This is a genomic window from Nostoc sp. FACHB-133, assembly GCF_014698055.1.
GTDB lineage: Bacteria > Cyanobacteriota > Cyanobacteriia > Cyanobacteriales > Nostocaceae > Nostoc.
On record NZ_JACJSH010000040.1, the window covers coordinates 47823 to 71816 of the forward strand.

General features: G+C 42.4%; 19 protein-coding genes. 5 read left to right on the top strand and 14 right to left on the bottom strand.

Features of this window, described 5'->3' with window-relative positions:
- Positions 1 to 6: 6 nt before the first annotated feature.
- The 12 genes from H6G86_RS26170 to gvpN form a co-directional block, all read right to left on the bottom strand.
- Entirely contained in the window at positions 7 to 5253 is a 5247-nt protein-coding gene (locus tag H6G86_RS26170) for a GAF domain-containing protein (protein WP_190936764.1), read from the bottom strand.
- 303 nt (positions 5254 to 5556) lie between these two features.
- A complete protein-coding gene (locus tag H6G86_RS26175) occupies positions 5557 to 6054 on the bottom strand; it encodes a chemotaxis protein CheW (RefSeq protein WP_242064981.1) in 498 nt (165 codons plus the stop codon).
- Positions 6055 to 6104: 50 nt separating this feature from the next.
- Positions 6105 to 6467 carry a response regulator transcription factor gene (locus tag H6G86_RS26180; RefSeq protein WP_069071669.1) on the bottom strand — a complete coding sequence of 121 codons (363 nt, stop codon included), beginning with the start codon at positions 6465 to 6467 and terminating at the stop codon, positions 6105 to 6107.
- 146 nt (positions 6468 to 6613) lie between these two features.
- A complete protein-coding gene (locus H6G86_RS26185) occupies positions 6614 to 7951 on the bottom strand; it encodes a response regulator (protein ID WP_190936766.1) in 1338 nt (445 codons plus the stop codon).
- A gap of 452 nt (positions 7952 to 8403) precedes the next feature.
- Positions 8404 to 9102 carry a gas vesicle protein GvpC gene (locus H6G86_RS26190; protein WP_190936767.1) on the bottom strand — a complete coding sequence of 233 codons (699 nt, stop codon included), beginning with the start codon at positions 9100 to 9102 and terminating at the stop codon, positions 8404 to 8406.
- A 195-nt stretch (positions 9103 to 9297) separates the two neighbouring features.
- Entirely contained in the window at positions 9298 to 9519 is a 222-nt protein-coding gene (gene gvpJ, locus H6G86_RS26195; RefSeq protein ID WP_163931998.1) for a gas vesicle structural protein GvpA, read from the bottom strand.
- Positions 9520 to 9758: 239 nt separating this feature from the next.
- The gene (locus H6G86_RS26200) at positions 9759 to 10448 is read right to left on the bottom strand and encodes a GvpL/GvpF family gas vesicle protein (RefSeq protein ID WP_190936768.1); all 690 of its coding nucleotides are present in this window, start codon (positions 10446 to 10448) and stop codon (positions 9759 to 9761) included.
- A gap of 62 nt (positions 10449 to 10510) precedes the next feature.
- Positions 10511 to 12334 (bottom strand): AAA family ATPase, encoded by a 1824-nt coding sequence (locus H6G86_RS26205; RefSeq protein WP_190936769.1) that lies wholly within the window; start codon positions 12332 to 12334, stop codon positions 10511 to 10513.
- Between the two features lie 260 nt (positions 12335 to 12594).
- On the bottom strand, positions 12595 to 13344 hold the full coding sequence (gene gvpF / locus H6G86_RS26210) for a gas vesicle protein GvpF (protein ID WP_190936770.1): 750 nt from the start codon (positions 13342 to 13344) through the stop codon (positions 12595 to 12597).
- Between the two features lie 162 nt (positions 13345 to 13506).
- The gene (gvpJ, locus tag H6G86_RS26215) at positions 13507 to 13941 is read right to left on the bottom strand and encodes a gas vesicle protein K (protein ID WP_190936771.1); all 435 of its coding nucleotides are present in this window, start codon (positions 13939 to 13941) and stop codon (positions 13507 to 13509) included.
- Complete coding sequence (gene gvpJ, locus H6G86_RS26220; RefSeq protein WP_094345752.1) at positions 13928 to 14278, bottom strand: gas vesicle protein; 351 nt, start codon at positions 14276 to 14278, stop codon at positions 13928 to 13930. Before gvpJ (H6G86_RS26220) ends, gvpJ (H6G86_RS26215) begins: the two co-directional genes overlap by 14 nt.
- Positions 14275 to 15447, bottom strand: coding sequence for a gas vesicle protein GvpN (gene gvpN / locus H6G86_RS26225; RefSeq protein WP_190936772.1), 1173 nt, complete (start codon positions 15445 to 15447; stop codon positions 14275 to 14277). The genes gvpJ (H6G86_RS26220) and gvpN overlap by 4 nt, the downstream gene beginning before the upstream one ends.
- A 213-nt stretch (positions 15448 to 15660) precedes the next feature.
- On the opposite strand from gvpN, the gene H6G86_RS26230 reads away from it, so the two are divergent.
- The 4 genes from H6G86_RS26230 to H6G86_RS26245 all read left to right on the top strand — a co-directional run bounded on the left by H6G86_RS26230 (position 15661) and on the right by H6G86_RS26245 (position 17616).
- On the top strand, positions 15661 to 15915 hold the full coding sequence (locus H6G86_RS26230) for a gas vesicle protein GvpG (protein WP_012408757.1): 255 nt from the start codon (positions 15661 to 15663) through the stop codon (positions 15913 to 15915).
- 135 nt (positions 15916 to 16050) lie between these two features.
- On the top strand, positions 16051 to 16359 hold the full coding sequence (locus H6G86_RS26235) for a hypothetical protein (RefSeq protein ID WP_190936773.1): 309 nt from the start codon (positions 16051 to 16053) through the stop codon (positions 16357 to 16359).
- Between the two features lie 12 nt (positions 16360 to 16371).
- Positions 16372 to 16773 (top strand): hypothetical protein, encoded by a 402-nt coding sequence (locus H6G86_RS26240; protein ID WP_190936774.1) that lies wholly within the window; start codon positions 16372 to 16374, stop codon positions 16771 to 16773.
- Between the two features lie 339 nt (positions 16774 to 17112).
- On the top strand, positions 17113 to 17616 hold the full coding sequence (locus H6G86_RS26245; RefSeq protein WP_190936775.1) for an ankyrin repeat domain-containing protein: 504 nt from the start codon (positions 17113 to 17115) through the stop codon (positions 17614 to 17616).
- Positions 17617 to 17845: 229 nt separating this feature from the next.
- Here the strand turns inward: H6G86_RS26245 and H6G86_RS26250 are convergent, their stop codons facing one another.
- Positions 17846 to 18130, bottom strand: a complete 285-nt coding sequence (locus H6G86_RS26250; RefSeq protein WP_190936776.1) for a hypothetical protein — start codon at positions 18128 to 18130, stop codon at positions 17846 to 17848.
- 45 nt (positions 18131 to 18175) lie between these two features.
- Positions 18176 to 20083: an ArsA family ATPase gene (locus H6G86_RS26255; RefSeq protein ID WP_242064983.1), complete on the bottom strand. Its 1908-nt coding sequence runs from the start codon at positions 20081 to 20083 to the stop codon at positions 18176 to 18178.
- 394 nt (positions 20084 to 20477) lie between these two features.
- Between H6G86_RS26255 and H6G86_RS26260 the strand changes: the two genes are divergently transcribed.
- Entirely contained in the window at positions 20478 to 23708 is a 3231-nt protein-coding gene (locus H6G86_RS26260) for a WD40 repeat domain-containing protein (RefSeq protein WP_190936777.1), read from the top strand.
- Positions 23709 to 23994: the final 286 nt, after the last annotated feature.

Consider the following 23994-nt stretch of genomic DNA (forward strand, 5'->3'; position numbering starts at 1 on the left):
GCGAGATTAGTCAACTTTGAACTGGCTAACGCTGGTTTCCAGTTGTTGTGAAGTCATCCGTAGTTCCTCAAAAGACTCGGAAATGTGGATGGCACTTTCTGAAGTCTTACGGGCGATCGCCGAAACATCCATCATTGCCTCTGTCAACATCTGAGATTGCTGACTTTGATGGGAAACTGCTTGGGTAATTCCTTGTACCAGTCCACCAATTTCGTTGGTAGCTACCACGATCGCACTTAGGGAATGACGAGTCTCATCGATCAAGTTCGAGCCTTGGACAACTTGGGTAATCCCCACTTCCATTGCTTCGGTAACTTCGTTGGTGCCAGTTTGAATTTCTTGCACGAGTCGCTCAATTTCTGTGGTGGCACTAGCAGACTGATAAGCCAGGGAACGAACTTCATCGGCAACCACCGCAAAGCCTTTGCCATACTCTCCGGCGCGGGTAGCCTCGATCGCAGCATTGAGTGCCAGCAAATTGGTTTGAGTGGCAAAGTTTTCAATCAAACTCACTACTTTCGAGATTTTCTGAGAAGCTTCACCGAGGCGTTTAATCTTCTTCGCTGTTTCCGACACGGTTTCCCGAATCTCCAAAATGCCATCTACAGTTCTTTCCATCAGGGAATCGCCAGCTTGGACGGTGTTATTAGCTCTTTGAACCGCCTGTCCGACTTTTTGGGCATCAGCAGCGACTATCTGGGTGGAAGTTACCATCATTTGTAATTGTTCCAGAGCGTGTTCGAGCCGTTCTGCCTGCTGTTGAGCTTGGTCAGATAGTTTTACTACTGAGGTAGTGTTATTGCTGGAATTTTCACTCACCTTGCCAGCAGCAATCTGCACTTGTCGCACTAAATCTCGCAAACTTTGGATCGTAGTGTTGTAACCATCGGCGATCGTCCCAATTTCATCTTCAGATAGGGGCGCTCGAACGGTAAGATCGCCTCTGAAGGATGGTTCCAAAGCCATGAGAACGCGTATTGCTCCTTGTTGGAGTTTTTCGCGGGCGGTGCGTTCGCGCTCTGCGGCTTCTGCTAGTTGCTGCTCTTGAATACGCACCTGTGTTAGGTAATCTGCAAGATTGAGGGCAAGGCCAATCTGGACGCTGGCTTGGTTGAGAACATCCTCCTCGGATTGCTCCCACTGGCGCGGTGCGCTATTTTGATAAACTCCCATCAACCCCCAGAGCCGATTTTCTTGAAAAATCGGAGAAATCATGTAGGCTTTAGTTCCCCACAGTTCTAACAATTGGATGTGACATTCGTCATGACCGACTGTATATATATTGTCAACCCGCAAACTTTCTTTGCGGGCATAACGCCCTCCTTGGTTGTACTGGAGATAGGTATCTCTAACTCTGGCCAGGCTGGTTCCCACAAGTTTAGGCCAATCCCCAGTCACAGACTCAACTACAAATTCTCCAGACCAATCAGGCTCAAAACGGTAAACTCCAACTCGATCTACTTTCAGCAGTTGACGAAGTTCGTGGGTGGCAAACTGGACAAATTCCAGAACATTACTATGACTTTGGGCCATCTCTGTTAACCGACTTGGCAAGCGATAAGAAAATCGGGCGTTTGCTACTTCCCGTTCTGCCAGTTTGATCAGTTCCTCATTCTTGGTTAAGGTTTGTTGTAAGTATTGCGATTGCTGGACAGCAACCCCAAACTGCGTGCCGATTTTCGTTACCAAGTTAATTTCATTATCTTGCCATTGCCGCGGCCCGCTATTCTGATATGCTCCTAACAAACCCCAGAGCTTGTTTCCGGCAATAATCGGGGTGATGATATAGGCTCTAATCTGGAATTGCTCTAGAATTTTCAAGTGGCACTGGGCATGACCAGCAGTGTAAACGTCATTAATCACAAACGTCTCGTTGTTGCGATAGCGTCCACCTTGGGTTTGTTGTAGGTGTTCGTCTTCCCATACAGTCCTGATATCGGGACCAACCAAAGCCACCCATTCACGACTTACGGATTCGGCAATAAACTCCCCGCCCCAATCTGGATTGAAGCGATACACGGCTAGACGATCGCATTCCAAATGCGATCGCAATTCTGGTAGGGCATTGCGGAAAATCGTATCTAGCTCTTGAACTTGGCGAATTTTTTCTGACAGCCGTGTCAATGCTCGTTGCCCTTCTGCGGCTCTGGCTAACTCTGCATTCTTCTTCTTGAGCTGTTCGATATACCTAACCTGTTGCAAGCCTATACCCATTTGCACAGCTACTTTTCGCAACAGTTGCACATCCTTAGATTTCCACTCACGAGGGCCAGTATTTTGGTATGCTCCTAAAAAGCCCCAGAGTTTGTTTCCAATAAAGATCGGAGCGATCGCGTAAGCTTTGGCCTGGATTTTTTCTAATATCTCTAGGTAGCACTGAACGTGACCGACAGTGTAGATATCATTGACAACAAAGGTTTCATGATTGCGATAGCGTCCGCCCTGAGTTTCTTGTAAGTGATCGTCCATCCAAATCGTTTTGATGTCGGAACCAGCTAAAGAAAGCCATTGATCTTTTACAGATTCAGCAACAAACTCCACACTCCAGTCGGGATGAAAGTGAAATACTGCTAGGCGATCACACTGTAGTTGTTTGCGTAAACTTGGCAGCACATTCAGAAAAATTGTATCTGCCTCTTGAGCTTGGCGAATTTTTTCCACCATCCCTGTCAGCACTTGTTCCTCTTCTGCTGCCCGCGCCAACTCTGCATTTTTCGTTTTCAGTTCTCCGATATACTCGGCTTGCTGCACGCTTAACCCCAACTGAATGCCCAATTTGGTCAGCAATCGCACCTCTTCGGAATTCCACTGGCGCGGGCCGCTATTTTGGTAAGCTCCTAACAAACCCCAAAGTTTGTTTCCAGCAAAAATCGGAGCGATGGTGTAGGCTTTAGCCTGGAACTGCTCTAACAGGTCGATGTGGCACTGGGCATGACCAACAGTATAGATGTCATTAACGGCAAAAGTTTCATTGTTGCGATAGCGCCCGCCTTGGGTTTGCTGTAGGTGTTCGTCTTCGTATACGGTCTTGATATCGGGGCCAACCAGAGGCACCCAGTCACTTCCTACAGATTCAGCCATAAATTCACCACTCCAGTCAGAGTTGAAGCGATATATTGCTAGGCGATCGCATTTTAACAACTGCCGCAATTCTGCCAAGGTAGTGCGGTAAATCGTTTCTGGCTGTTGGGAATTACGCATTCTATCCGCCATGCGCGCGATCGCGTTTTCTACTTCAGCTACTTGTGTCATTTCTAGATTTTTTAACCGTAGCTGTTCGATATATTCAGCTTGCTGGAGGGCAATGCTCAACGGTTCCCCGATCTGCAACAAAGCACCGATCTCTTCCTCAGTCCATTTCCGAACATCAGAATTTTGATAGGCTGCTAACAAACCCCAAAGATTACCAGCGCGGAAGATGGGAACATTAATGTATGCTTTGGCTTGGAACTTCTCTAATGTTTCTAAATAACAAGGTGAAAAACCAGCAGCAGAAATATCGTTGACTTTACGGAAGCGCGTTCCTTTGGCGTAAATTCCACCCTGGGTTTCTTTCAGATAGGTATCGGCATCAGGTTTAACAGGGGAGCCATAATCCTTAACATTGCAACGCTCTGAAGACATTAGACCTGTTTTTAAAATGCCGTCTTGTTCCTGCATCTCCAACAGTGACGACCAACCAGCAGCCACAGATTCAGCAATAACTTCTCCACTCCAGTCTGGATAAAATTGATAAATGACAACGCGATCGCATTTTAAAAATCGCCGCAATTCTTGGGTTGTAGTGCGGAAAAGGTTGCGAAGCTCCGTTGCTTGCCCAATCTTTTCAATGATGCCGAAAACAGTACGTTCTCGTTCAACAAGTTTGGCTGACTCCTCAGAGCGATTATAAAGTTGTTGCTGATATTGCACCTGTTGAATAGCAATACTAGATAGAGATGCAACCTGCACCATTAGGCGAATTTCACTATCTTTCCACTGACGAGGCTGAGAATTTTGATAGGCAGCCAGCAAGCCCCACAACTTTTCTCCCTGGAAGATGGCAACAATAATGTATGCTTTGGCTTGATAGGTTTCTAAAATTTTGATATAGCAATCAGAAAAACCAGCACTGTAGATATCATTGGTGACTCGATAGACCTGTCCGCGATGGAAATTTTTGCCTTGGGTGTGCTGAATGTAGCTATCTGCACTGTGCGATCGCCCTGTTGTCCCAACCAATCCCCCTTCGTCTGCAAGGTTCCTAACACTACAATAGTTAACGTTATTGACAATTGCTGGATTGTTTCGCTGTTCTTCTAATAGAGAAACCCACTCAGATCCAGCAGATTCAGCGACAAATTCCCCACTCCAATCTGGCTGGAAACGATAGATTGCGACGCGATCGCATTTTAGTGACTGTCTTACTTCTTGGGTGGCAACACGAAAGATGGTATCCAAATCTTTGGACTGGAGAATTTTATTTGCTACACCGGCCAGGATTTGGTCTTTTTCCACTTCTTGTTGCAACGTAGCCTGAATCACGGCAACTTGCAGTTGCGCTTCTAATTCCTGCTCAATTAATTTTAGTAACTGAATTTCAGCATTCTGCCACTGGCGAGCAGCAGTGCATTGCTGCACTACCAACAAACCCCAAACCCCATCTTTTGCTAAGATCGGCAAACTCAAACAAGCTCTTACCTGAAACCGCTCCATTAACTGCTTTTGGTAAGGAGACAAGCTTGCAGTGTAGGTATCCGCGATCGCAACTAATTTTTCTTGTTGATAAACCTTGGCAGAACCCAACCCAAAAGTGACGGCGGGCAGTTTTTCCTTCAGCATTGGCGTAAAGCCATCCCTCATCGCCTCCGCAACAACTATCCCCTGTGTTGGATTCGTAAACTCATACAGCACCACGCGATCGGCTTGCAGTGCGCTTTGTATCTCCATGACAGCAGTAGCCAGCAAGGTATCTAGATCGGAAAATTGGCGGATTTTGCTGGCGATCGCCTGTACTTGCTCTACCTCTAATCCATCTCCTCCATCTTGATATGGCAACACACTTAGCAGTTCTTTTAACTTGCGGATTCTCTCTCGCAATGGCCCTGTTTCCACCCAATCAGCTTGATCCAGTTCTGTTCGCAATTCTTCTAGAGCGGAGGTGATTTGCTGTTTTGCTGGTACATCAACGGTATGCCCGTTATCGGTTTCTTTATAACCGTTGCTGGAATTTGAGCGAGGTTGGCTGGGTGTAAGATTGTGTTGCGCTACCATGATCTTTCTTGCTATGAAGGTTGTCGGAGTTAAGAAGTAAACTTCTTGCAGAAGTCGGGAAAAGGGTAAGGGGGAAAGGGTAAAGGGATAAGAAATAGGGTTAAAGGTTAAAGGGAAAAGGAATGAACAAGTCGCTCACGTTAGCGTAGCGGCATGAAGTGCGGGGCGAGGTTTTTACCTCCCAATAATACAAGGATTATTTCGCACACGAGGGCGAGGTTTTTACCTTTTCCCCTTCCCCTTCTTGATAAAAAAAACCCTTTCCCCCAAGAGTGCAAAACTATTTTTGCAAGAGGTCTAGTGTTAAAGAGGCTGAAGGGCTTGAATCACAACTTGGGTGTCAAGTAACATCAAAGGGCTACCTTGAGAATCCACAAAGTAACCCTGTAAGAATGAGCCTAGTCGGCTAGGTAACATCGATGTCGAAATTGCTAACCGCTCTTGGGGATCATGAACTTCAATAGTATTGACTTGCTCCACCAACAGCCCGACGGTTTGATTCTGGACTTGAACAAGCATCGCCATGCCAGAGTTACGCACACTTTCCCGCCGACACCAGTGTGTTGCTCCCAACAAACCTGCTAAATCAAGAATCCAGATCGCTTCTCCCCGCCAATTCATGATGCCTAACAAGAATTCTGCTACCTGCGGTACTGGTAAAATCTCGGTCAGTGCAACTTGAATTACTCCCCGCAAATCAGCTAATGGGAGTAACCCATTTACCTTTCCATTCAATGGAAATCTTAAAAACCTCTGGTTGTTTCCTTGAGAAGAGTTTTCAAGTCTAAATTGGCTATTCATGGGTAGCTCTCTAAAGCTATCATTGCCCTGTAGCATTGCCCTAGTTCCCTTTAGCGAATAAATTTATTAACAGTCTGGAGCAAGGTATTTTCATCTACAGGTTTGACTAAATAACCATCGGCACCACTCATATTGCCCCAAGTTCTATCAACATCTGTGTTTTTAGTTGAGCAAATCACTACCGGGATTCCTTTTGTTGTCGGATCGGCTTTCAACTTGCGGCAGAACTCAAATCCACTTTGGCCTGGCAAAATCAAATCTAGTAGAATCAAGTCAGGTTTTTGTTGTTTTAACCTGAGTTGAGCCTCTTCACCACTGCGAACTTCATAAACTGAATATCCTCCTTGCTCTAGGTAACGTGTCATCTTTTCGGATTCTGTAAGGCTATCTTCAACTAAAAGAACTTTTTTCATTTTTTTCCTAACTATTTAATTCAGAATTTGAAAAATAATGGCGACAAATAAATTAACACCAAACCAGATGTAGAAAGCAATTTCCAATGCAAAATCTGTTTTGAAAATGGATGTAAGGGAGCCACTGACATGACTACCGCTTCAATCTAAACTGTTAAATACTTGTGAAGCATATTCAGTACTTTCTCTGATTCTACGGGTTTACCCAAAAAGTCAGTTGCCCCTACTAATTTTGCTCGCATCCGATCTACTATTCCATCTTTCCCCGTTAAGATGACAACCGGCACATTTTTGAGACTTGGAGTTTTACGGATTTGAGAACAAATTTCATAGCCATTTACTTTTGGCATCAAAAGATCCAAAAAAATGAAGTCTGGCTTGTTTTTAATTAGATTTAAAACTGCCGTCAAGGAATCTTGAATGCCAACAAAGCGATAACCTTGATGGGTGAGAATTTCCTCCAGATTGCGACAGATCATCGGACTATCATCCACACAGGCTACTAAAGGTCTTGAGACATCAATAATTGCTTTACTAGCCGATGGGGGGGCAACTTGTATAACAGTGTTCTCTTCTTTCTTCAGTGAAGAATTGAAATTATTAACTGCACTGGACGGACTGACAATTTCTTTACTAGTCGCAGGGGGAGCAACTTTGTTGAAATTGGGTGCAACTTGTATAACAGTGTCCTCTTCTCCCGATATCTTTAGTGAAGAATTGGAATTATTAACTGCACTGGATGGGTTGCCAGTTTCTTTATTAATCCCAAGCTGCCTGAGTTTTGGGGTGGGTGAAAAAGCGATCGCCCCTGTTTTTACCAATGTCATCAATAACCGAGTCAAAGCTAAGACATCCCGACCGCTTTTTTGCCCTAGACCTCGTAAAGTTTTTGTTCCATCAACTAGAGCAATAATCTGTTTAGAGGATGCTTGTCCTTGGAGTAGCTCAATTTGTTGAATGATCGGAAATAAATTGGGCGAGTAGCTTGCCAGTCCTGCATCTCGCCATTCTTGCCAGGCTTGTGTAGCCCGTTTCAAAACTTCCTCAGTTGGTATTACAGCTAAAAGAACCCCAGGAACTTCACCAACAACGGTAGTATGTGACAACTGCCCTGCTGGATTGTTGCCATTTCTTTTGGCTTCAATGTACTGCATTATATCAAACAGGACTTCAGCTATTGAGCTTGCAATCAGGCTAACAAGTTGTTGTTGTTCGATTAATTTTTGTTCTCGCAACTTAGCAAGAATGGAATACTCGCGATAATTTTCCTGGGGAGAGACAAGCTGCTCCAACTGTGTCACATCCACATTAGAACAGTACCGCAACAAGTGTCGTCGCCATCGCTCATCGGCATTAGAACCGCCAGCCTGCCAAATTAATCGTCCTAAACGAAAATATAGCGTCCAAGTCGGCCCATCTCTTGCTTCAAGATTTAGCCTGCCTGTAAATAATTTAGTTTGAAGTTGCTCGATCAATTGATTCACAATGGATCGCACCTCCTTATATATCTTGAGTTTTGCATTTACATTAGAATTGCTCAAACAATCCAGCTTACTAACTTTATCGTGCGATCGCCAATAGCACAGTTCAAAACCTTGATTGAGCTATACCAGCTTGTTATATCCCTTTCCAATCTGGATATTTTTAAAGTTCAAAGCCGGAAACTTGAACAAAGATTTAAGCTCTTTTTCTAATTATTAATAGGTTAACTAATTATTAATAGGTTAACTTGTTGCCATGTTACATCTACTGAGCAAATTGCTTGTATAGATGTAGTTGCAATACAGACCGGAAAAAGATGGAAATGTTGAATACTACAAAACATAGACCAGCTTTAATGCTTATCAATTTTGTACTCTGCTGCTTAAGGCAACAGACACAAGCGATCGCATTCTGCTAGTCTGCAAATACAAAAAATGAGCTTGAATTAAGTTTGTCAAGAAATTGCTTGTTGCCGAATAAAGTATTGGCGATCGCGTTGTTCTAGCACCCCTTGCTTGATCAAGGAGCGCAGAATATCTATCGTTTGCACCCGGCTTAAGCCTATCACCTCTTCAATTTCTATCAGAGTAGCTCCTTCAGCTTGCTGAATGTATTGCTGCACTTTAGATTTAGCAGTATCCGCATTCAAGGCAGGCACTTTCTTAGCGATCATATTGGCGGAAGGACGAAAACCAGTGGCTTTAATTGCAGAACGGGAGATTGACCATTTTGGAACTGTTACAACTGATTTCTCTTCTTTAGCAGGAGTCGGGGAAGCTGGTTGTTCGGGGCTGTAATCGTCCCAAACACTGTTATGTAAGATTGCCCGGAAATTTTGCAAGTTTTGGAATAATGCCTGAGCCTTTGCTGACCGCTGTTGGCGGTATTCTTGTTGGCGTTGCCAGACATCTGTTTTTATTTGCAATATTTCCAATTGGCGCTCTAGAATCTCTTGCTGAAATTGCTGCTGTTGTAACTTTCTGTTGTTGTCAAGGCTGGTAACAAAACTGCTCAATTCTTGATGAAGCATATCTGCTTGCATCTGCAATTCTTGTTGAGTTAGCTGTTTCCACTGGTTAACTTGTTGACGGCGTTCAGCAGTTATTTGCAATCGCTGCGATCGCTCTTGTTCCCATAAATTCTTGAGAGCCATCAGCTGAAATCTCCTATTTTGTTAACTAGAAATATTAGATAAGCTGTTACGCATGTATGCACATTTACCTGATGACTGATGACAGATGATTGTTAACAGTCAATAGTCATCTGTCAACGACCATCAAGAGTGTTTATATACTTTAGACGCGCATCAGCTTAGAAGCCATAAAGACTCGCTTTTTCTAATGTGGTGTTAAGCAGCAGATGGAACAGCAGCCTGAGATGTTAAACCAACTGCCTCGGCATATCTTAAGTAAGTTTCAACTGAAGCAATCACAATCCGAGCTTCTATTGATAGCAGTTCAATACCAACTAAAGAAACACGTACCCAAGCATCAACTACAATTCCTTTGTCCAAAATGCGGTCAATAACTTCAGCCAGACTTGAAGATGAGTTAACTTTTTCAACAGCCATTTTCTTTTACTCTCACAACTCTAATTATTGATTTCATCCTGCTCTGATTGAGCAGTAGGTAAAACTTACACAATGTGTTTTATTCTTCCTGAGTTTAGTGTTCCCAAAAATATAAGATAAATATAAGAAAATAAAAAAATATTAAAAAGTTAACAATATTTTTTTAGACAAAAATTCAAGAAAAAATCATCTAATCTTGATTTTTTCTGGGAAGGTTATAAATATTATTTTTTATGAATTTATATGAGAGTGTTTTTGAGAAAATGATAGGGTGGCAGAGGTTCGCTGAGTGCTAATTGCCAGTGCGAGCATTGTACCTGCCAAAGGGAAAACTGCTGCGTACTGACCGTTGAATCGTTGCGTTGTGTTAAAAAGTGGATTTGCCGCACATCTGACTGTCGAGTTTCACAGATAACATTTGTATATGTTTTGAGAATTAACTGGTTCAAGAGTTCCCACTGTTCGCATTGTTGTGCTTGAAATGCTTGCTGTGTTTGGTAGCGTTGTTTTTTAGCTAATAAATAGGCTTTTCCCTTGGCATCAATATTGTCAGAATCGTCAAGTAAATCACAGGGTGTCAATTTTAAAGTGTACTCAACTTTGTCTGCTAGCTGAGTTAGGGTTTCTAGATATTGCTCTTGGTGCTGTTCTAAATGATTCAGCAGTTTTTCTTGCGAGGTAAAACCCCTCCCAAAGCGTAGAGGAAGAAGGGGAGTTTGTTGAAAAAGTTCTCGAATCACGCGATCGTGGTTTAATACAGCTTGAAGTAAACGCTCATCCTTTGCCTGTATTGCCTCCAGTGAGATTTCCGGTTCTACGATCGCGCCTAAACCAGAAGAGTAAACTAGTTCAATATTCCTTTCCATCCCTAAAGGTAGAACAAGCGGTGATGCGATCGGGACTAGAAGAGCATAAACGTATATTGACATAAGTAAAACGGCGTAAATATTTGTAGCTGGGATGAGGCCGGAAGACTCCTGCCTCCTGCCCTCTATTCAGATTGATGCTGATTAGCAAGCATTTGGTATGTAACTTGGAAATCATCATTTGTAATCTGAATCAAACTGGAGTCAGTCAATCCTTGGGCGCGGTATCGACGAATCGCGCTTAAAGCGGCTTGATTGCTCAATAAAGCCAAATCTGCCCCATTCCAACCTTCGGTAAGTGTCGCCCAGGTTTCTAAATCAACATCAATCAAGGGACGATCTAGATTGTGAACTCGTAAAATCGCTAATCGGCTTGCTCGATCTGGTAGATCGATTTTTATTTGTAAGTCCAATCTTCCGGCTCTGAGCAAGGCAGGATCGAGCGCTTCTGGACGATTGGTTGCTCCTACTAACAGTACTTTAGGGCATTCATGCAACCCATCCAGTTCAGTGAGCAGTTGACCGACAACGCGATCGCTAACTCCAGAATCACCAGTGAATCGTCCCCGTGCTGGTGCCAGGGTGTCAATTTCATCTATAAACACAACGCAAGGAGCTGCTTGCCGAGCTTTGCGAAAGAGTTCTCTGACTGCCTGTTCTGCTGCACCTACCCATCGACTGAGTAATTCCGGGCCATTCACAGCAATAAAGTTGGCTCTAGCCTGGGAAGCGATCGCTTTTGCAAGTAATGTTTTTCCCGTTCCCGGCGGCCCCCACAACAGAATCCCACGGGGAGGCTTGGCTTTGGTTTGTTCGTATAGTTCGGGATATAGAAGTGCGCCCTCTACAGATTCTTGAAGTTTTTGTTTCACATCATCCAAACCACCAATGTCATCCCAACTTACATTTGGTGCTTCAACTGCTACAGACCTGAGAACTGAGGGTTTTATCTCCTTAATGGCTTCGAGAAAATCTTGCTGCGTGACAGTCATGTTCTCAGGAATGGGACTGTTGAGCGAGGGGACTTGACGGCGAAGGGCAATGTAGGCTGCTTTTTGACAAAGTGCTTTGATATCCGCACCAACAAAACCGACAGCCAAATCGGCGATCGCTCCTAAATTAATTGAAGTCTCCAAGGGCATGGCACTTGTCAAAATCGTGAGAATTTCCAATCGTCCATCGCGATCAGGAACTTGAAAATGAACTTCGCGATCGAAGCGTCCTGGACGACGCAGCGCCGGATCGAGATAATCGGGACGATTTGTTGCCGCTAATACAATTACGCCCTCGGTTTTGGCAAACCCATCCATTAACCCAAGCAACTGCGCCACTAGTCTTTTTTCAACTTCACCTTCCACTTGGCTGCGATCTGGGGCAAGGCTGTCAATTTCATCAATAAATATCAGGCAGGGAGCAGAACGAGTTGCTTTCTCAAAAATGCTTCGCAAACGAGCTTCTGCTTCCCCGTAATACTTGCTCATCACCTCTGGGCCATTGATGGCAATGTAGTTTAACTCTAACTCTTCTGCCAAAACACGGGCTGTTAAAGTTTTTCCCGTACCGGGCGGGCCAACGAGCAAAACCCCACGCGGAGGCTCTAACCCTAATTTCACCAATAAATCTGGACGTTTAAGTGGAATTTCGACTAATTCTCTGATTTCTTGGAGAACATCAGCCAAGCCGCCGACATCTTGCCAAGCAGCTTTTGAGTTCGTCCGAGCTGATGGGGGGGTGATATCAGCATCATCCGTTGGTGTAGCTGCATCGGTGGAATTGGATCTGACTCGGCTGGAACTCCTTGTTCTCGGAATATTGCCTTGCCGGGGAATACTACTAAGATTATGAGAGCGAATTTGAATAGAAGTTTTTAACTCCCCTTTCTCCACTTTTTCTTCTAAAGCTTTGGCAATTTCTAATAGGTGTTCAAATCCTTTAAATATGTCGTCCATTGATTTTACTTAAATAAAAGGCAGAGAAAAATTTAATTTCTAAAAAATTCAACAGTTTCAATTTTTATTGCTGTTCATACCAATTCTCTATGAAATGCCTCTAAATATTTTTGAACATAGCGAATTAACTTAAGAAAATCTCTGCGTACCTTTGCGCTAACCTCCGCGTACCTTTGCGTTAAAAAAAAACTATGATTTGGCACAGAAGATAAACTAGACTAAAATCCTCTTCCCTCGTGCATCATCCCAACTACAAATATTTACACCGTTGTACTTAATCGAAGACGAGCAAAGTTATACGGGGCAGTGAAATTGTTATAACGAATTCGCAAACGGTTTTCAAATTGACGATCGAGTGCTTCAACGTGTTCGCTAAATTGTGATTCTGCTTCCCAAGGAATTAGGTAGGCTGAATTGTAGATCATTGTGTCCATTTGGGGAGTATTTTCCACCACCTCGATCGCAATGGAGTTGAGCGTGCTTTGAAATACATCTATGATGCCTTGCTTGCGATCGCTCATTCCCTGTTCGATGGTTTGCCCTATTTGGATTACCCGCTCCATACTCAGAGGTTGACCCACTAGTTTATCCCTTTCGGTTTTGAGATTTGGGTGTTCTGCCAATAGTCCCTGAATTTCTGCCTCGGTATCCCAAAAAACTTTGACGCTAACTTCTCGGCAACCCGATAACTTCGCAAGCAATTGCGTCAATTCTTCTTGATGAGGACGAATTAATTGCTGTGCAACCGTTTCCCAGCTTGAAACCAAAAGTCCAAATTGCACCGGCAGTAAATAGCGATCGCCTCCTTGCATGATCTCCTCAAGGACTTTTTCATGACTTAGCAGGTTACGACGGCTGGCCAAATAACGCTCTTGCTGTGCTTCCGAGTAGATTACTGCAAAATCATCCAAAATTTTAATTTGTACGGGTTGCCGATCTAAGCCCTGTAAATTTAAGTTTTCAGGAGCAGGCAAGGTCAAAATTCCATAAATGTAAAAGCCATAACTCATAAAAATGTCTTACCAAGAAGAATGTAGATAAAAAAGTTACACCAAAATAAGATAGCAAGTATTGTTTGAAATTTTTGGAACACCTTCCTAGCAAAGGCTTTTAATCCAAAATCCAAAACTTGTACTGAGCGAAGTCGAAGTATCTAAAATCCAAAATTGGTATTACAGGGGTTTAGAGGTGAGTACTAGTCTTAACTTGGCATGAACTAAGCTTAATTGAGCCAGTCCTAAGTCCAAGTCACCTTCAACCACAACGCCGGTATTTAGTAGGCGATCGAGGAGTTCTAAAATAGAGGGTTGACTAGAGGTTTCACCGGGGTAGTATCCTCCAGATTGGGGAAGTAAATTTCCCATTTCACCCAAGTTAATATTTAGATCGGCTGGGTCAACATCAAATATCTCGCAAAGTTTAACAACCTGTTGTTCAAGCTGTTGCAGGCTTTCGGCAGCTCGATCTAGCTCATGGTCGTTGAGGGTGCCAGCATCCATTCGCCGAATCACCTGAGCTTCCATGAGTTGGCGTATCAGTTCAACAACCGTCAGTAACAACGGTGCTAAACCGGAATCGGAACCTTTTGATTTGCTAATCGCCTGCATTCTGATGATTATTAGGATTGAGTACTTTAAGCGATTGCAGTTCTGTTTCTAGACTGGCAAGACGCTCTTGAAGTTGTTGATTAGTTGCTAATAAGGTGCGAGTTTGACTATTAAGATAGGGGTCGCTCTCCCACCAGTTAATTCCAATCTCTTTGGCTTTATCAACAGAAGAAATCAACAAACGAATCCGAATGTTGAGCAGTTCTGTGGAACCTACGGAAATAGAAATATCTCCTGCGATAACAATGCCTTTATCCAGAACCCGTTCTAGAATATCTGCCAAGGTAGAACCTTGAGTTGATGTGGTGATAGCTCCCCGGTTAGTATTAGTACTCATTTGTTTATTAAATGGCCAGAATCAAAAGCAACTGTTTGTGATATGCTCGGCGACTCGGCATTGCCCTGCATTTGGACTAATACTCCCTGCTCCCTGAGAGACTTGAGTGCAGCGACAATTTGACTGCGATCGATCCCTAACTCTACTGCCAATTCAGAGAAACGCCTTCCTGGAGAATTACACAGGTAGCTGTAGACTTCATGCTCGTAAGGTACTCGTTGTTCCAATACAATCTGATTTTGATTGTTTGGTATTATCTCTGACGACTGAGATTGAGTATTTATACTACGATTCAATTCACTTAAAACCTCTTCCAGTAGTCGAGTTGCTTCCATGAGAGGTTGATTCGTGCGAGAAAGCAGGATATCGGCACAAATATCTTGGAAGCTAGGATCTCCAGGGTTTACAGAAATTTCGTGTTCGTGGCAGATTTTGGCAATCATCAAACAGGAACGCAATCCACCACCCTGTCCAGAGCCAGATCGACTCCAAAACGTCCGTACTATGCGGACAATTACTTCTGCTTTCTCAGAATCTATACCTGTTTTATGAACTACAATTTCCTGCTGACTCAGTTCATCAGGTGTAGGCATATCGATGGTAATAACACGATCCATCAAAGCATCCTGAGTTGCATGAACTCCACAATACTCTTGAGGATTTGATGTTAAGATTGCCCGAAACTGAGGATGAACCCGGATATACTCGGCTCGATGTTGGTTTGTTGGTAATACTAACAACCTCTCCTCAAGTACGGAGAGTAAAACGTTATTTACCTCCGGGTGCGATCGATTGAATTCGTCGTAAACCAGCGTAAATCCTTCTTTACAAGCTAGGGTTAATCGTGCATCAACCCAATGTTGTCGGAGTTCATCCTCAACTTTGACAACGCTGTGGATGAAGTTATCAACAACCTTTTTACGGGTATAACCTAATTGATTACCAATCAAGTCTGAGGTTTTAAACTCATCATCTCCAAATAAGAGAATGATCGGCTGGTTGAGCAAATCAGCGAGATGCATTGCCAGAGTAGTTTTTCCGACTCCGGCTGCACCACGCAAATGTATTGAAAAACCTGACTGTAGATAGCGCAAAGCACGTTGAGCGACCCGTTGAACAGCAGGTGTATTGACAAATCGTTGGGGAGATGCATTTAATACTGTTGTCAAACTCTAAGTACCTCGTAAATAGTAATGTGTCATACAAAAGTAATTTTTTTTACATTGCAAATATAAAATACAGATGTCAATCAGCTTTAACTGGACTCAAATCCAACGCATTTTGGCATCAACACAAGACTAGTAATGTTTAATATTTATGTCATCAGCATGATTACGGTCTTGAGAGGATACCTTTAATAAGTCCACACAGGGTAAAGCAATATGGTTCTGCGCTTTTTACTATTACCGATTACTGGCCCATTAATGGGGGTAACGTGGCTTGGGGAAAAAATTTTAGAACAGGCGAGTACTGAAATTGATGATAAAGAAAATCTCAGCAAGCAACTTCTTGCACTCCAACTCGCTTTTGATATGGGGGAAATTCCTGAAGAAGAGTTTGAAATTCAGGAAGAAGCTCTTTTATTAGCAATTCTGGAAGCAGAACAGGAGGAACGCGATCAAACACAAGAGTATTGAAATTCTTTCCTAGCTTGTGTGATTTATTGCTTTAACTAACGTGAGTCTCCAACGGAGGCGCACGTTAATTTTAAAAATGTTGTTAGCTATTATACTTAAGTAAATTATGCTTCTACTATATTAAGTATTAATTTAATGAAAGCTTTACCCGATAATTGGGCAGATATTCAGCCTGATAGTGTATACCTTTCAATCAGTGGTCTGCTAGTTTCATTTGGCAGTGAACAAATAAAGCTGGGATTAAAATATGATCGGAAGGGGAAATATTTAAAAGCCATTGAGAAAGGGCTTGTGCCTCCTCGCGGTAATGTTGGGTTGGTGGCTTCCCAAGAATCTGGCTACGATTTGAAATCTAAAGTCTTAGGTAAAGGTGGCGACCGCCGATTTCATGCAAAATTCATTGATGGTATATTGCACTTCTCTGGTTTTGTAACAGAACATTAAACCCACATAACTATGACAAGGCTCAAATTAAAAAATCATCAAGTTTGGCAAGATTTAACTGAAATATTACAAAGTTTAGATTCTAATCTTCTTGTTCAAGAACATCTTGACCAATGTGATTATAAAGTGTGTGGCTATTGGGATGAACAAGATGAATATTATGAGAAAATTACGTTACCTCGTACCCTAAAAGCCGAATTAGTTAGCAGTTCAATAGGCGTTACTCATAAAGAACGTTTTTTACAACTAAAGTTTTTGCTCATAGCTGATACTGTTGATAATACGAAAACTGCAAGTAGCAATGCTCAAAAACTTGGTGAATTGGTTCTTGTTTATGATGAAAATCTAGAATTTATTGATGAGAATTGGCTTTTAGATGTCGATTCTTCATTCCTTGTGAAGCGATCTGGCTAATTTTAGGCAATTGAGTATAAGTAAGAAATAACTAAGCAACGAATTTTCGTACCTAAATTTATTTGTTAAAAATGACCTGTCCTAGTATCTAAAGAATTCATGTATTGCGCATACTACCAGATATTCAATCAGCACAAGATGCTATTTGTTGGGTAAATTGGGGTATTGCTCCTGAAGAATTTAGTGTGCAAACTTAAACATCTTTTTAGTAAAGTGGCAATGAAGGCTTACTTTAACCTAAAAGCTTATACTAGCTGCCTCTACCACAATGTCGGTTAACCCTACAATTCCCACATAACAGAAGGCGATCGCTCGTAACTTGGGCAAGGAGAGAATATTATGGACACCAATTTGTTAACGCAAGAAATCAAACAGGCTATCGAAAATAGCGATCAGTGCAAGTTAGAAAGCCTATTTGCTTCTGATCCATTCCAAATTAATGCAACAACTGTATTTGGAAATTGGCTACATTTTGCCGTTTCTTTTAATGCCAGTATAGAAACTATAAAGTATCTTGTTGAAAAAGGAGTAGATTTTAATGAAAAAGCAGGAATTTTGAAAGGAAATATCTTGAATATTGCTGCCGCAGAAAGGCGAATAGATGTTGTTAACTATTTGTTAGAAAAGGGGGCAGAGATAGATATATCTGAACCAGAAAGGAATCCTTTGTTTAGCGCAATTTACAGTGGCAATATAGACATCGTAGAGGTTTTAATCAAGCATAAAATTGATTTCAAGATAAAATATTCAGGTGATAATATGAACAATATGGACGCATTAGAGTTTGCTAAAGAAAGAGGACAAATAGAAATAGCAGAAATGCTTTCCGCATTATATGGATAACAATATTATTGACAAAGTTAATAGATATAGATTACATTTTTTCTATAATTTAGATTAAAAACAAGTCTTCTCTATTTTAGTGAGAATAACAGTCTTTTCGGTAAAGATGAGATTGTATTATATTAGGCTGATCAAAGCCAGCTTAAAAGTTTAATTCAAAAAATTTGATTTTTTGAGCTACGACCGGACAAGGAAGTTGCGAAGAATAGGCAAGCTGAAATCTTAGTACTTAGTATTCCAATGTTATGGTTTTAAATTTTGGTGTATTGTCCTCCAAGCCAGTATTTGCTTGCTGATGGGTCATGTCTCCTTCAGGAATTGGTTGACTATTTAAAATGGCAAGACGCTGCTGAATCTGATGTCGGCGTGCTTCGAGTTTCTCTAGTTCCTCCTCTAAACGCTCTTTCTCTAACATCATTTTGTAAGCATTTAAGTAAGCTGTTGCTTGAGAACGTTGAGGAGGCATGGTGCTAAGTTTGGCTTGGATTTGTCTGCGGTTTGGAGTGCGATGCATAATAAATTTCTCTTTGGGTATGAAAGTATTTAGTCTAATTAGCCGTTAAAATAAACAGCTGGCGGCTGCTTGGATGCGTTCTAAAGGCTGAACTGATCGAGGAAGCATTGGTAAGCGAACTATTGTCAAACCTGGAAAATTTGTCTCGCAGTCATCGCAATTAATGGTTGCTGTAGAATTAAAGCGGTTGAGAACAAGGTAATTCTGACTTACACCTATTTCTTGCATAGATTTGAACAAGCGTTGTTGTTCGGCAAGTACACTAGTCTGGTTAAGTGTAACCCCAATGAACTCTGCTTGTTGTGGGTCTTTTAGCACTTTTTGGGCTTTGACCACGCGCTGTCGCAAAGTTCGTAAACGCCCCATAAACTCTGTACGACCAAGGACATTCTGATACTTGATCCAGAGTTTGAAAATCCAACCTAGCCAGTCTGCTAGTGCAGTTGGCATTTCTAGAAAACGCAGAAGATGACCTGTAGGAGCAGTGTCTAAAATAATCAAGTCTTCTTCTTGTTGCTCTAGCAATTCCATTACTGTTAACAGGGAAAGTATTTCATCAATCCCTGGTAAAGCTTGATCGACAATTTTGCGCCAAGCAAGAGGAGCATAGGCCATTTCGATAGATTCGCTTGTTTGGGTTTCGCCACTCATCATTTGGGCCAGTTCCCATAGGTAATCGGCTCTGAATTGATCGACAATGCGATCGCCATTCACTTCCTGACCTCGAAGATTGGCAGTTATTTGATATGGTTCGTGTCCTAAACTCAGACCAAAGGCATCACCCAAGGAGTGGGCTGGATCGATGGAAACCATACGAATTTTGCGATCAGGATGTTGTTGAGCCATAGCCCAACCAATTGCAGCTGCTACTGTGGTCTTTCCTACTCCACCCTTACCGCCAATTAGTAACAGGCGACGACCTTTGGTCAGAAAATCTCCAAAGCTAGGAGGAATTTTTTCAGGCCATTGAATTGGGAGTAGATGAACAGGAGATAGCGGTTCAAGCTGAGGAATATGGATTTGGTTGATGAGATGGCTGAGGGCTACAATTCCCAAAGGCTCCTCATCTTGCTGTGGCACAATAAACATCGGCTTTCCGTTAGCAAGAGCCGTATACTGGCTGATAAGCGGTTGTTGTTCTTGGTAACGATCTGGGTCAGTTGCACTGGCAAGGACTTGGTTAACAAACAATCCTCCGCAAGGAACCTGCATGGTTTGTAAGGCTTCTAGGAATCGTTTTGACTCCAACCAACTCATTGGTTCAGCGATCGCAACTAACAAACAAGCTGTATGGGTAGGATCTTGAAGCAGACGACGACCTTGTGAAAGTTCAGCTTTCAGGGTTTGCAAAAACTCATCAGCGCGATCGGGTGTGTAACTCCCGGCAAAGGTCTTGCTAATATACCGATGCTTTTCTTGAAACAGTTCCAGAGAGTGGAGGAAAGTGTCTAAAAAGTCCATCAATCCAAACAAGTTGAGAGTATGACCGCTAGGAGCCATATCCACTACTACTCGATCTACCTGCTGCTCGTTAAAAAGGCGTTGGATTTCTAACAAGCCCATCAACTCGTCCAGTCCAGGCCAATTTAAATCCCAAACTGGAAGCAAGTCTTCTCCTTCAACAAAACTACCGCGCTCCACTAACAGTTCTAACACCTGACCATAACGTTCTTTAAACTCTTGTAGCAGACGCTTTGCATCTAACGCCCTTACTCGTAGATTTGGTAGTTCTGCTATGGGACGAGGAATGTCATCAACGCTAACTTGTAAGACATCTCCAAGAGAGTGAGCCGGATCGGTTGAGATTAAAAGAATTTGCTCATTGGCAAATTTCTGCGCCCAACGACATGCAAAGGTGCAGGAGATTGTCGTTTTTCCGACTCCACCTTTGCCGCTAAACATAGCAAGGTGTAGGTTATCAAAAAGTTCCATCCCGTTTGTCATTTCCGGCATTTTAGGATAAAGTTACTACATATTTTTGAAAGTTACTTAAGTAATTTTGCTGAATAAATCTATTTAAAACCTTAATCTTTCACGCATAGGATTTACAAAACTTCTATCCTATAAGCTACCGTGTACACACAAGTTGGAAATAATTGACAAATCCGGGTTTTACCCCACCCTAACCCTCCCCTTGTAAAGGGGAGGGAACTAGATTTCTTTTTTCCCCCCTTTACAAGGGGGGATTAAGGGGGGTAATTCGACTTGTGATCCTATAGAGCGGCGACAGGGAAAGCTTCACAAGAAAATGTGTAATTAATTTTGTTGAGTTACTTACAAAGATTAGCCGAGGAACTATAACTGAGGTAAAGATTTAGCCAGAGATGTCCAAAGGTAAGGAGATAAGATGGTTAACAGTTCTAAAGGCGATATAAATATTGGGTGTAATGTCCAAGATATTTCTGAATACGACTTTTTTTCTGACAGTAATTTTGAGGACATTCATGGTCGTCCACTCAAAACAGACTCTCCCTACTTAGGATTAAAAACTTTTGAAATTAAAGATAAAGACAAATTTTTTGGTCGGGAGAAGTGGATTGATAATCTGGGCGATCGCTTAAAAAAAGATAATGTACTCTTGCTTTTAGGAGCATCAGACACTGGCAAATCATCATTGATTCGGGCAGGTTTAATTCCTTATTTAGGATCTAATAAAAAATCATTAATTAATATCAGTTTTTGCCCAGATAAAAATCCTTTTAAATCTCTTTATCAGTGTCTCGCTTCTACTTATGGTAAAAAATCGCAAATAGCGGATATTGCTAGAGAAATAAGAGAAAATACGCTAATTCAAATTGTCACATTCCTCAAACAAGATTATCAGTTCGTTCTGATTTTTATTGACCAATTTGAAGAACTGTTTACAAAAACTCAAAAGCCGGAACGCGATAAATTTGTTGCTAGTCTATTTCAACTGTTCCAGCAGCAGGAAAGCTCTGTCAAAATTGTTTTAACAATGCGGTCTGATTTTCTGGATAAATTTAGTGAGTATCCCCAACTTGCAAAGATTCACGATCGCTATAGTCGTATACTCACTAGAATGAACGATGGAGAATTAAAGTTAGCGATCGCTGAACCTGCTGCGAGAAATGGCGTTACCTTTGAACAAGGTCTAGTTGAGCAAATTATTCATGATTTTCACCAACAAGATGATTCTTTACCACTTCTGGCATACACCCTGAATGTATTGTGGGAAAGTGAAGATATTGCAAACGGGGTTCTGAAGATAAAGACTTATCAAGAACTAAAAGAGCAAACGTTTGGTTATTTAAGAGAACAAGCTAATCAATTTATTAATCCTAGTGTTGGATGGCACGATCGCCATCAACAGGAGATTCAAAAGTTACACCTTGCACTGACTGAATCAAAACTGCGCGAGCAATCCGCCAGGGTTTTGAATTTACTTCCTGTCCAACCGCTAGAGGGTTTGGTGCTGGCAATTCAAACAATGGGTGAGAATCTAGAGAAATACCCAAACCAGCTTCTAGCTCCTGTTTTGGGAAGCTTAAAAGAAGCAATGAACACACCCACAGAGGCAAATAGCTTGCGCGGACACGAGCAAGAGGTTAATTGTGTAGCCTTTAGTCCTGATGGCAAGTTTATTGCCAGTGGTAGTAGCGATTCTACGGTGTGCTTATGGAATATCATTGGCAATCCTACTGCTCAATTTTTGTTGGGGCACGAGCAAGAGGTTAATTGTATAGCCTTTAGTCCTGATGGCAAGTTGATTGTTAGTGGCAGTATTGACGGAATTTTGTGTTTATGGGATCTACAAGGTAATCTCATTACTCAACCGTGGCAGGGACATGAGGAAGGAGTTATTTCCGTCGCCTTTAGCTCAAATGGCGATTGCATTGTCAGTGTTGGTTTTGATGGAACAGTATGTTTGTGGGATTTACAAGGTAACGCCATTACTCAACCTTGGCGCGGACATAAGGAAGGAGTTATTTCCGTCGCCTTTAGCCCCAATGGCGATTCTATTATCAGTGTTGGTTTTGACGGAACGGTGTGTTTGTGGGATTTACAAGGTAACACCATTACTCAACCCTGGCACAAACATGAGGCAAAAATTATTTGCGTTGCCTTTAGCCCCGATCGCAAGTTTATTGTCAGTGGTAGTAGTGATTCGACAGTGCGGTTGTGGGACATCCAAGGTAATCCCATCGGTCAACCTTGGCACGGGCATGAAGGACATGTAAATTCTGTAGCGTTTAGCCCTGATGGCAAGTTTATTATTAGTGGTAGCTGCGATCGCACAATCCGCTTGTGGAATATTAATGGCAACCCCATCACACAACCTTGGCGCGGACATGAAGGAGAGGTTAATTCCCTAGCCTTTAGCCCCGATGGCAAGCTGATTATCAGTGGTGGCGATCGCACTGTGCGTTTGTGGGAGCTACATCAAATACTACAAGATCGGGTCATCGGGCGATCGCAGCGCAAATATGAGAATTGGGTCAATTCTGTCGCCTTTAGTCCTGATGGTCAGTGGATTATCAGTGCCAGCAATGATTCGACAATCCGCTTGTGGGATATTGAGGGCAATCCCATTGGTCAACCTTGGCACGGACATGAAAAAGAAGTCAATTCTGTTGCCTTTAGCCCCGATGGTAAGTGGATTATTAGTGCTAGCAATGATTTAACAATCCGTTTGTGGGATATTGAGGGCAACACCATTGGTCAACCTTGGCACGGACATGAAAAAGAAGTCAATTCTGTTGCCTTTAGCTCTGATGGTCAGTGGATTGTCAGTGCCAGCAATGATTTGACAGTGCGCTTGTGGGATATTCACGGCAATCCCATTGGTCAACCTTGGCGCGGACATGAAAAAGAAGTTAATTCTATCGCCTTTAGTCCAGATGGCAAGTTGATTATCAGTGCCAGTAATGATTCAACAATCCGTTTGTGGGATATTCACGGCAATCCTATTGGTCAACCTTGGCACGGACATGAAAAAGAAGTTAATTCTGTCGCCTTTAGTCCAGATGGCAAGTTGATTGTCAGCGCCAGCAATGATTCGACAATCCGCTTGTGGGATATTGAGGGCAACCCCATTGGTCAACCTTGGCACGGACATGAAAAAGAAGTTAATTCTGTCGCCTTTAGCCCTGATGGTCAGTGGATTGTCAGTGCCAGCAATGATTTGACAGTGCGCTTGTGGGATATTGAGGGCAACTCCATTGGTAGACCTTGGTGCGGGCATGAATATTGGGTAAATTCCGCAGCTTTTAGCCCTGATGGTAAACTGATTGTCAGTGGTAGTCTTGATGGAACAGTCCGCTTGTGGCAATGTGGATGGCAAGAATGGTTGCAAGTTTGCTGCAACAGGTTACATTATCATCCCGTCTTTCAAAATCCTGAAAATGGCAGTGATGTAGAAATTGCCTACCAAACTTGTCAAAAATATGTATGGAATCCACAATTCCCTAAACAGTTGCACAACCAAGGTGCAGCCAAGCTAAAAGAGAAAGCTTTTTCAGCAGCTTTGGAGGACTTTAAGCAAGTAGTTCAAGTTAATTTCACATCGCACTGGAAAGATCGCCTTGCTTGGCAATCAGTACCCACAGAGAACCAATAACTCGGATTACGGTTGACAACTGCAATAAAAGTTTTGAATGCATCCTGCGCCGCTTCTAAAGAGGTTGATGTCACCTCATTTGTATTGGCATTAATTGCTTCTACTTGTAGCGACCTGCAATGCTAATCGCTCAGACCTGCAATCAAGACATTTTCCAGCCAGGATTAAGGGTCTTGTCCACTTTTGATACTGCTGGCGAAATATTGCTTAACAAATAAGTTGGCTCCATCAAGAGTTATTTAGGATCTAAAAAGCGATCGCTTGAGGTATGATTCGATGTCACTGA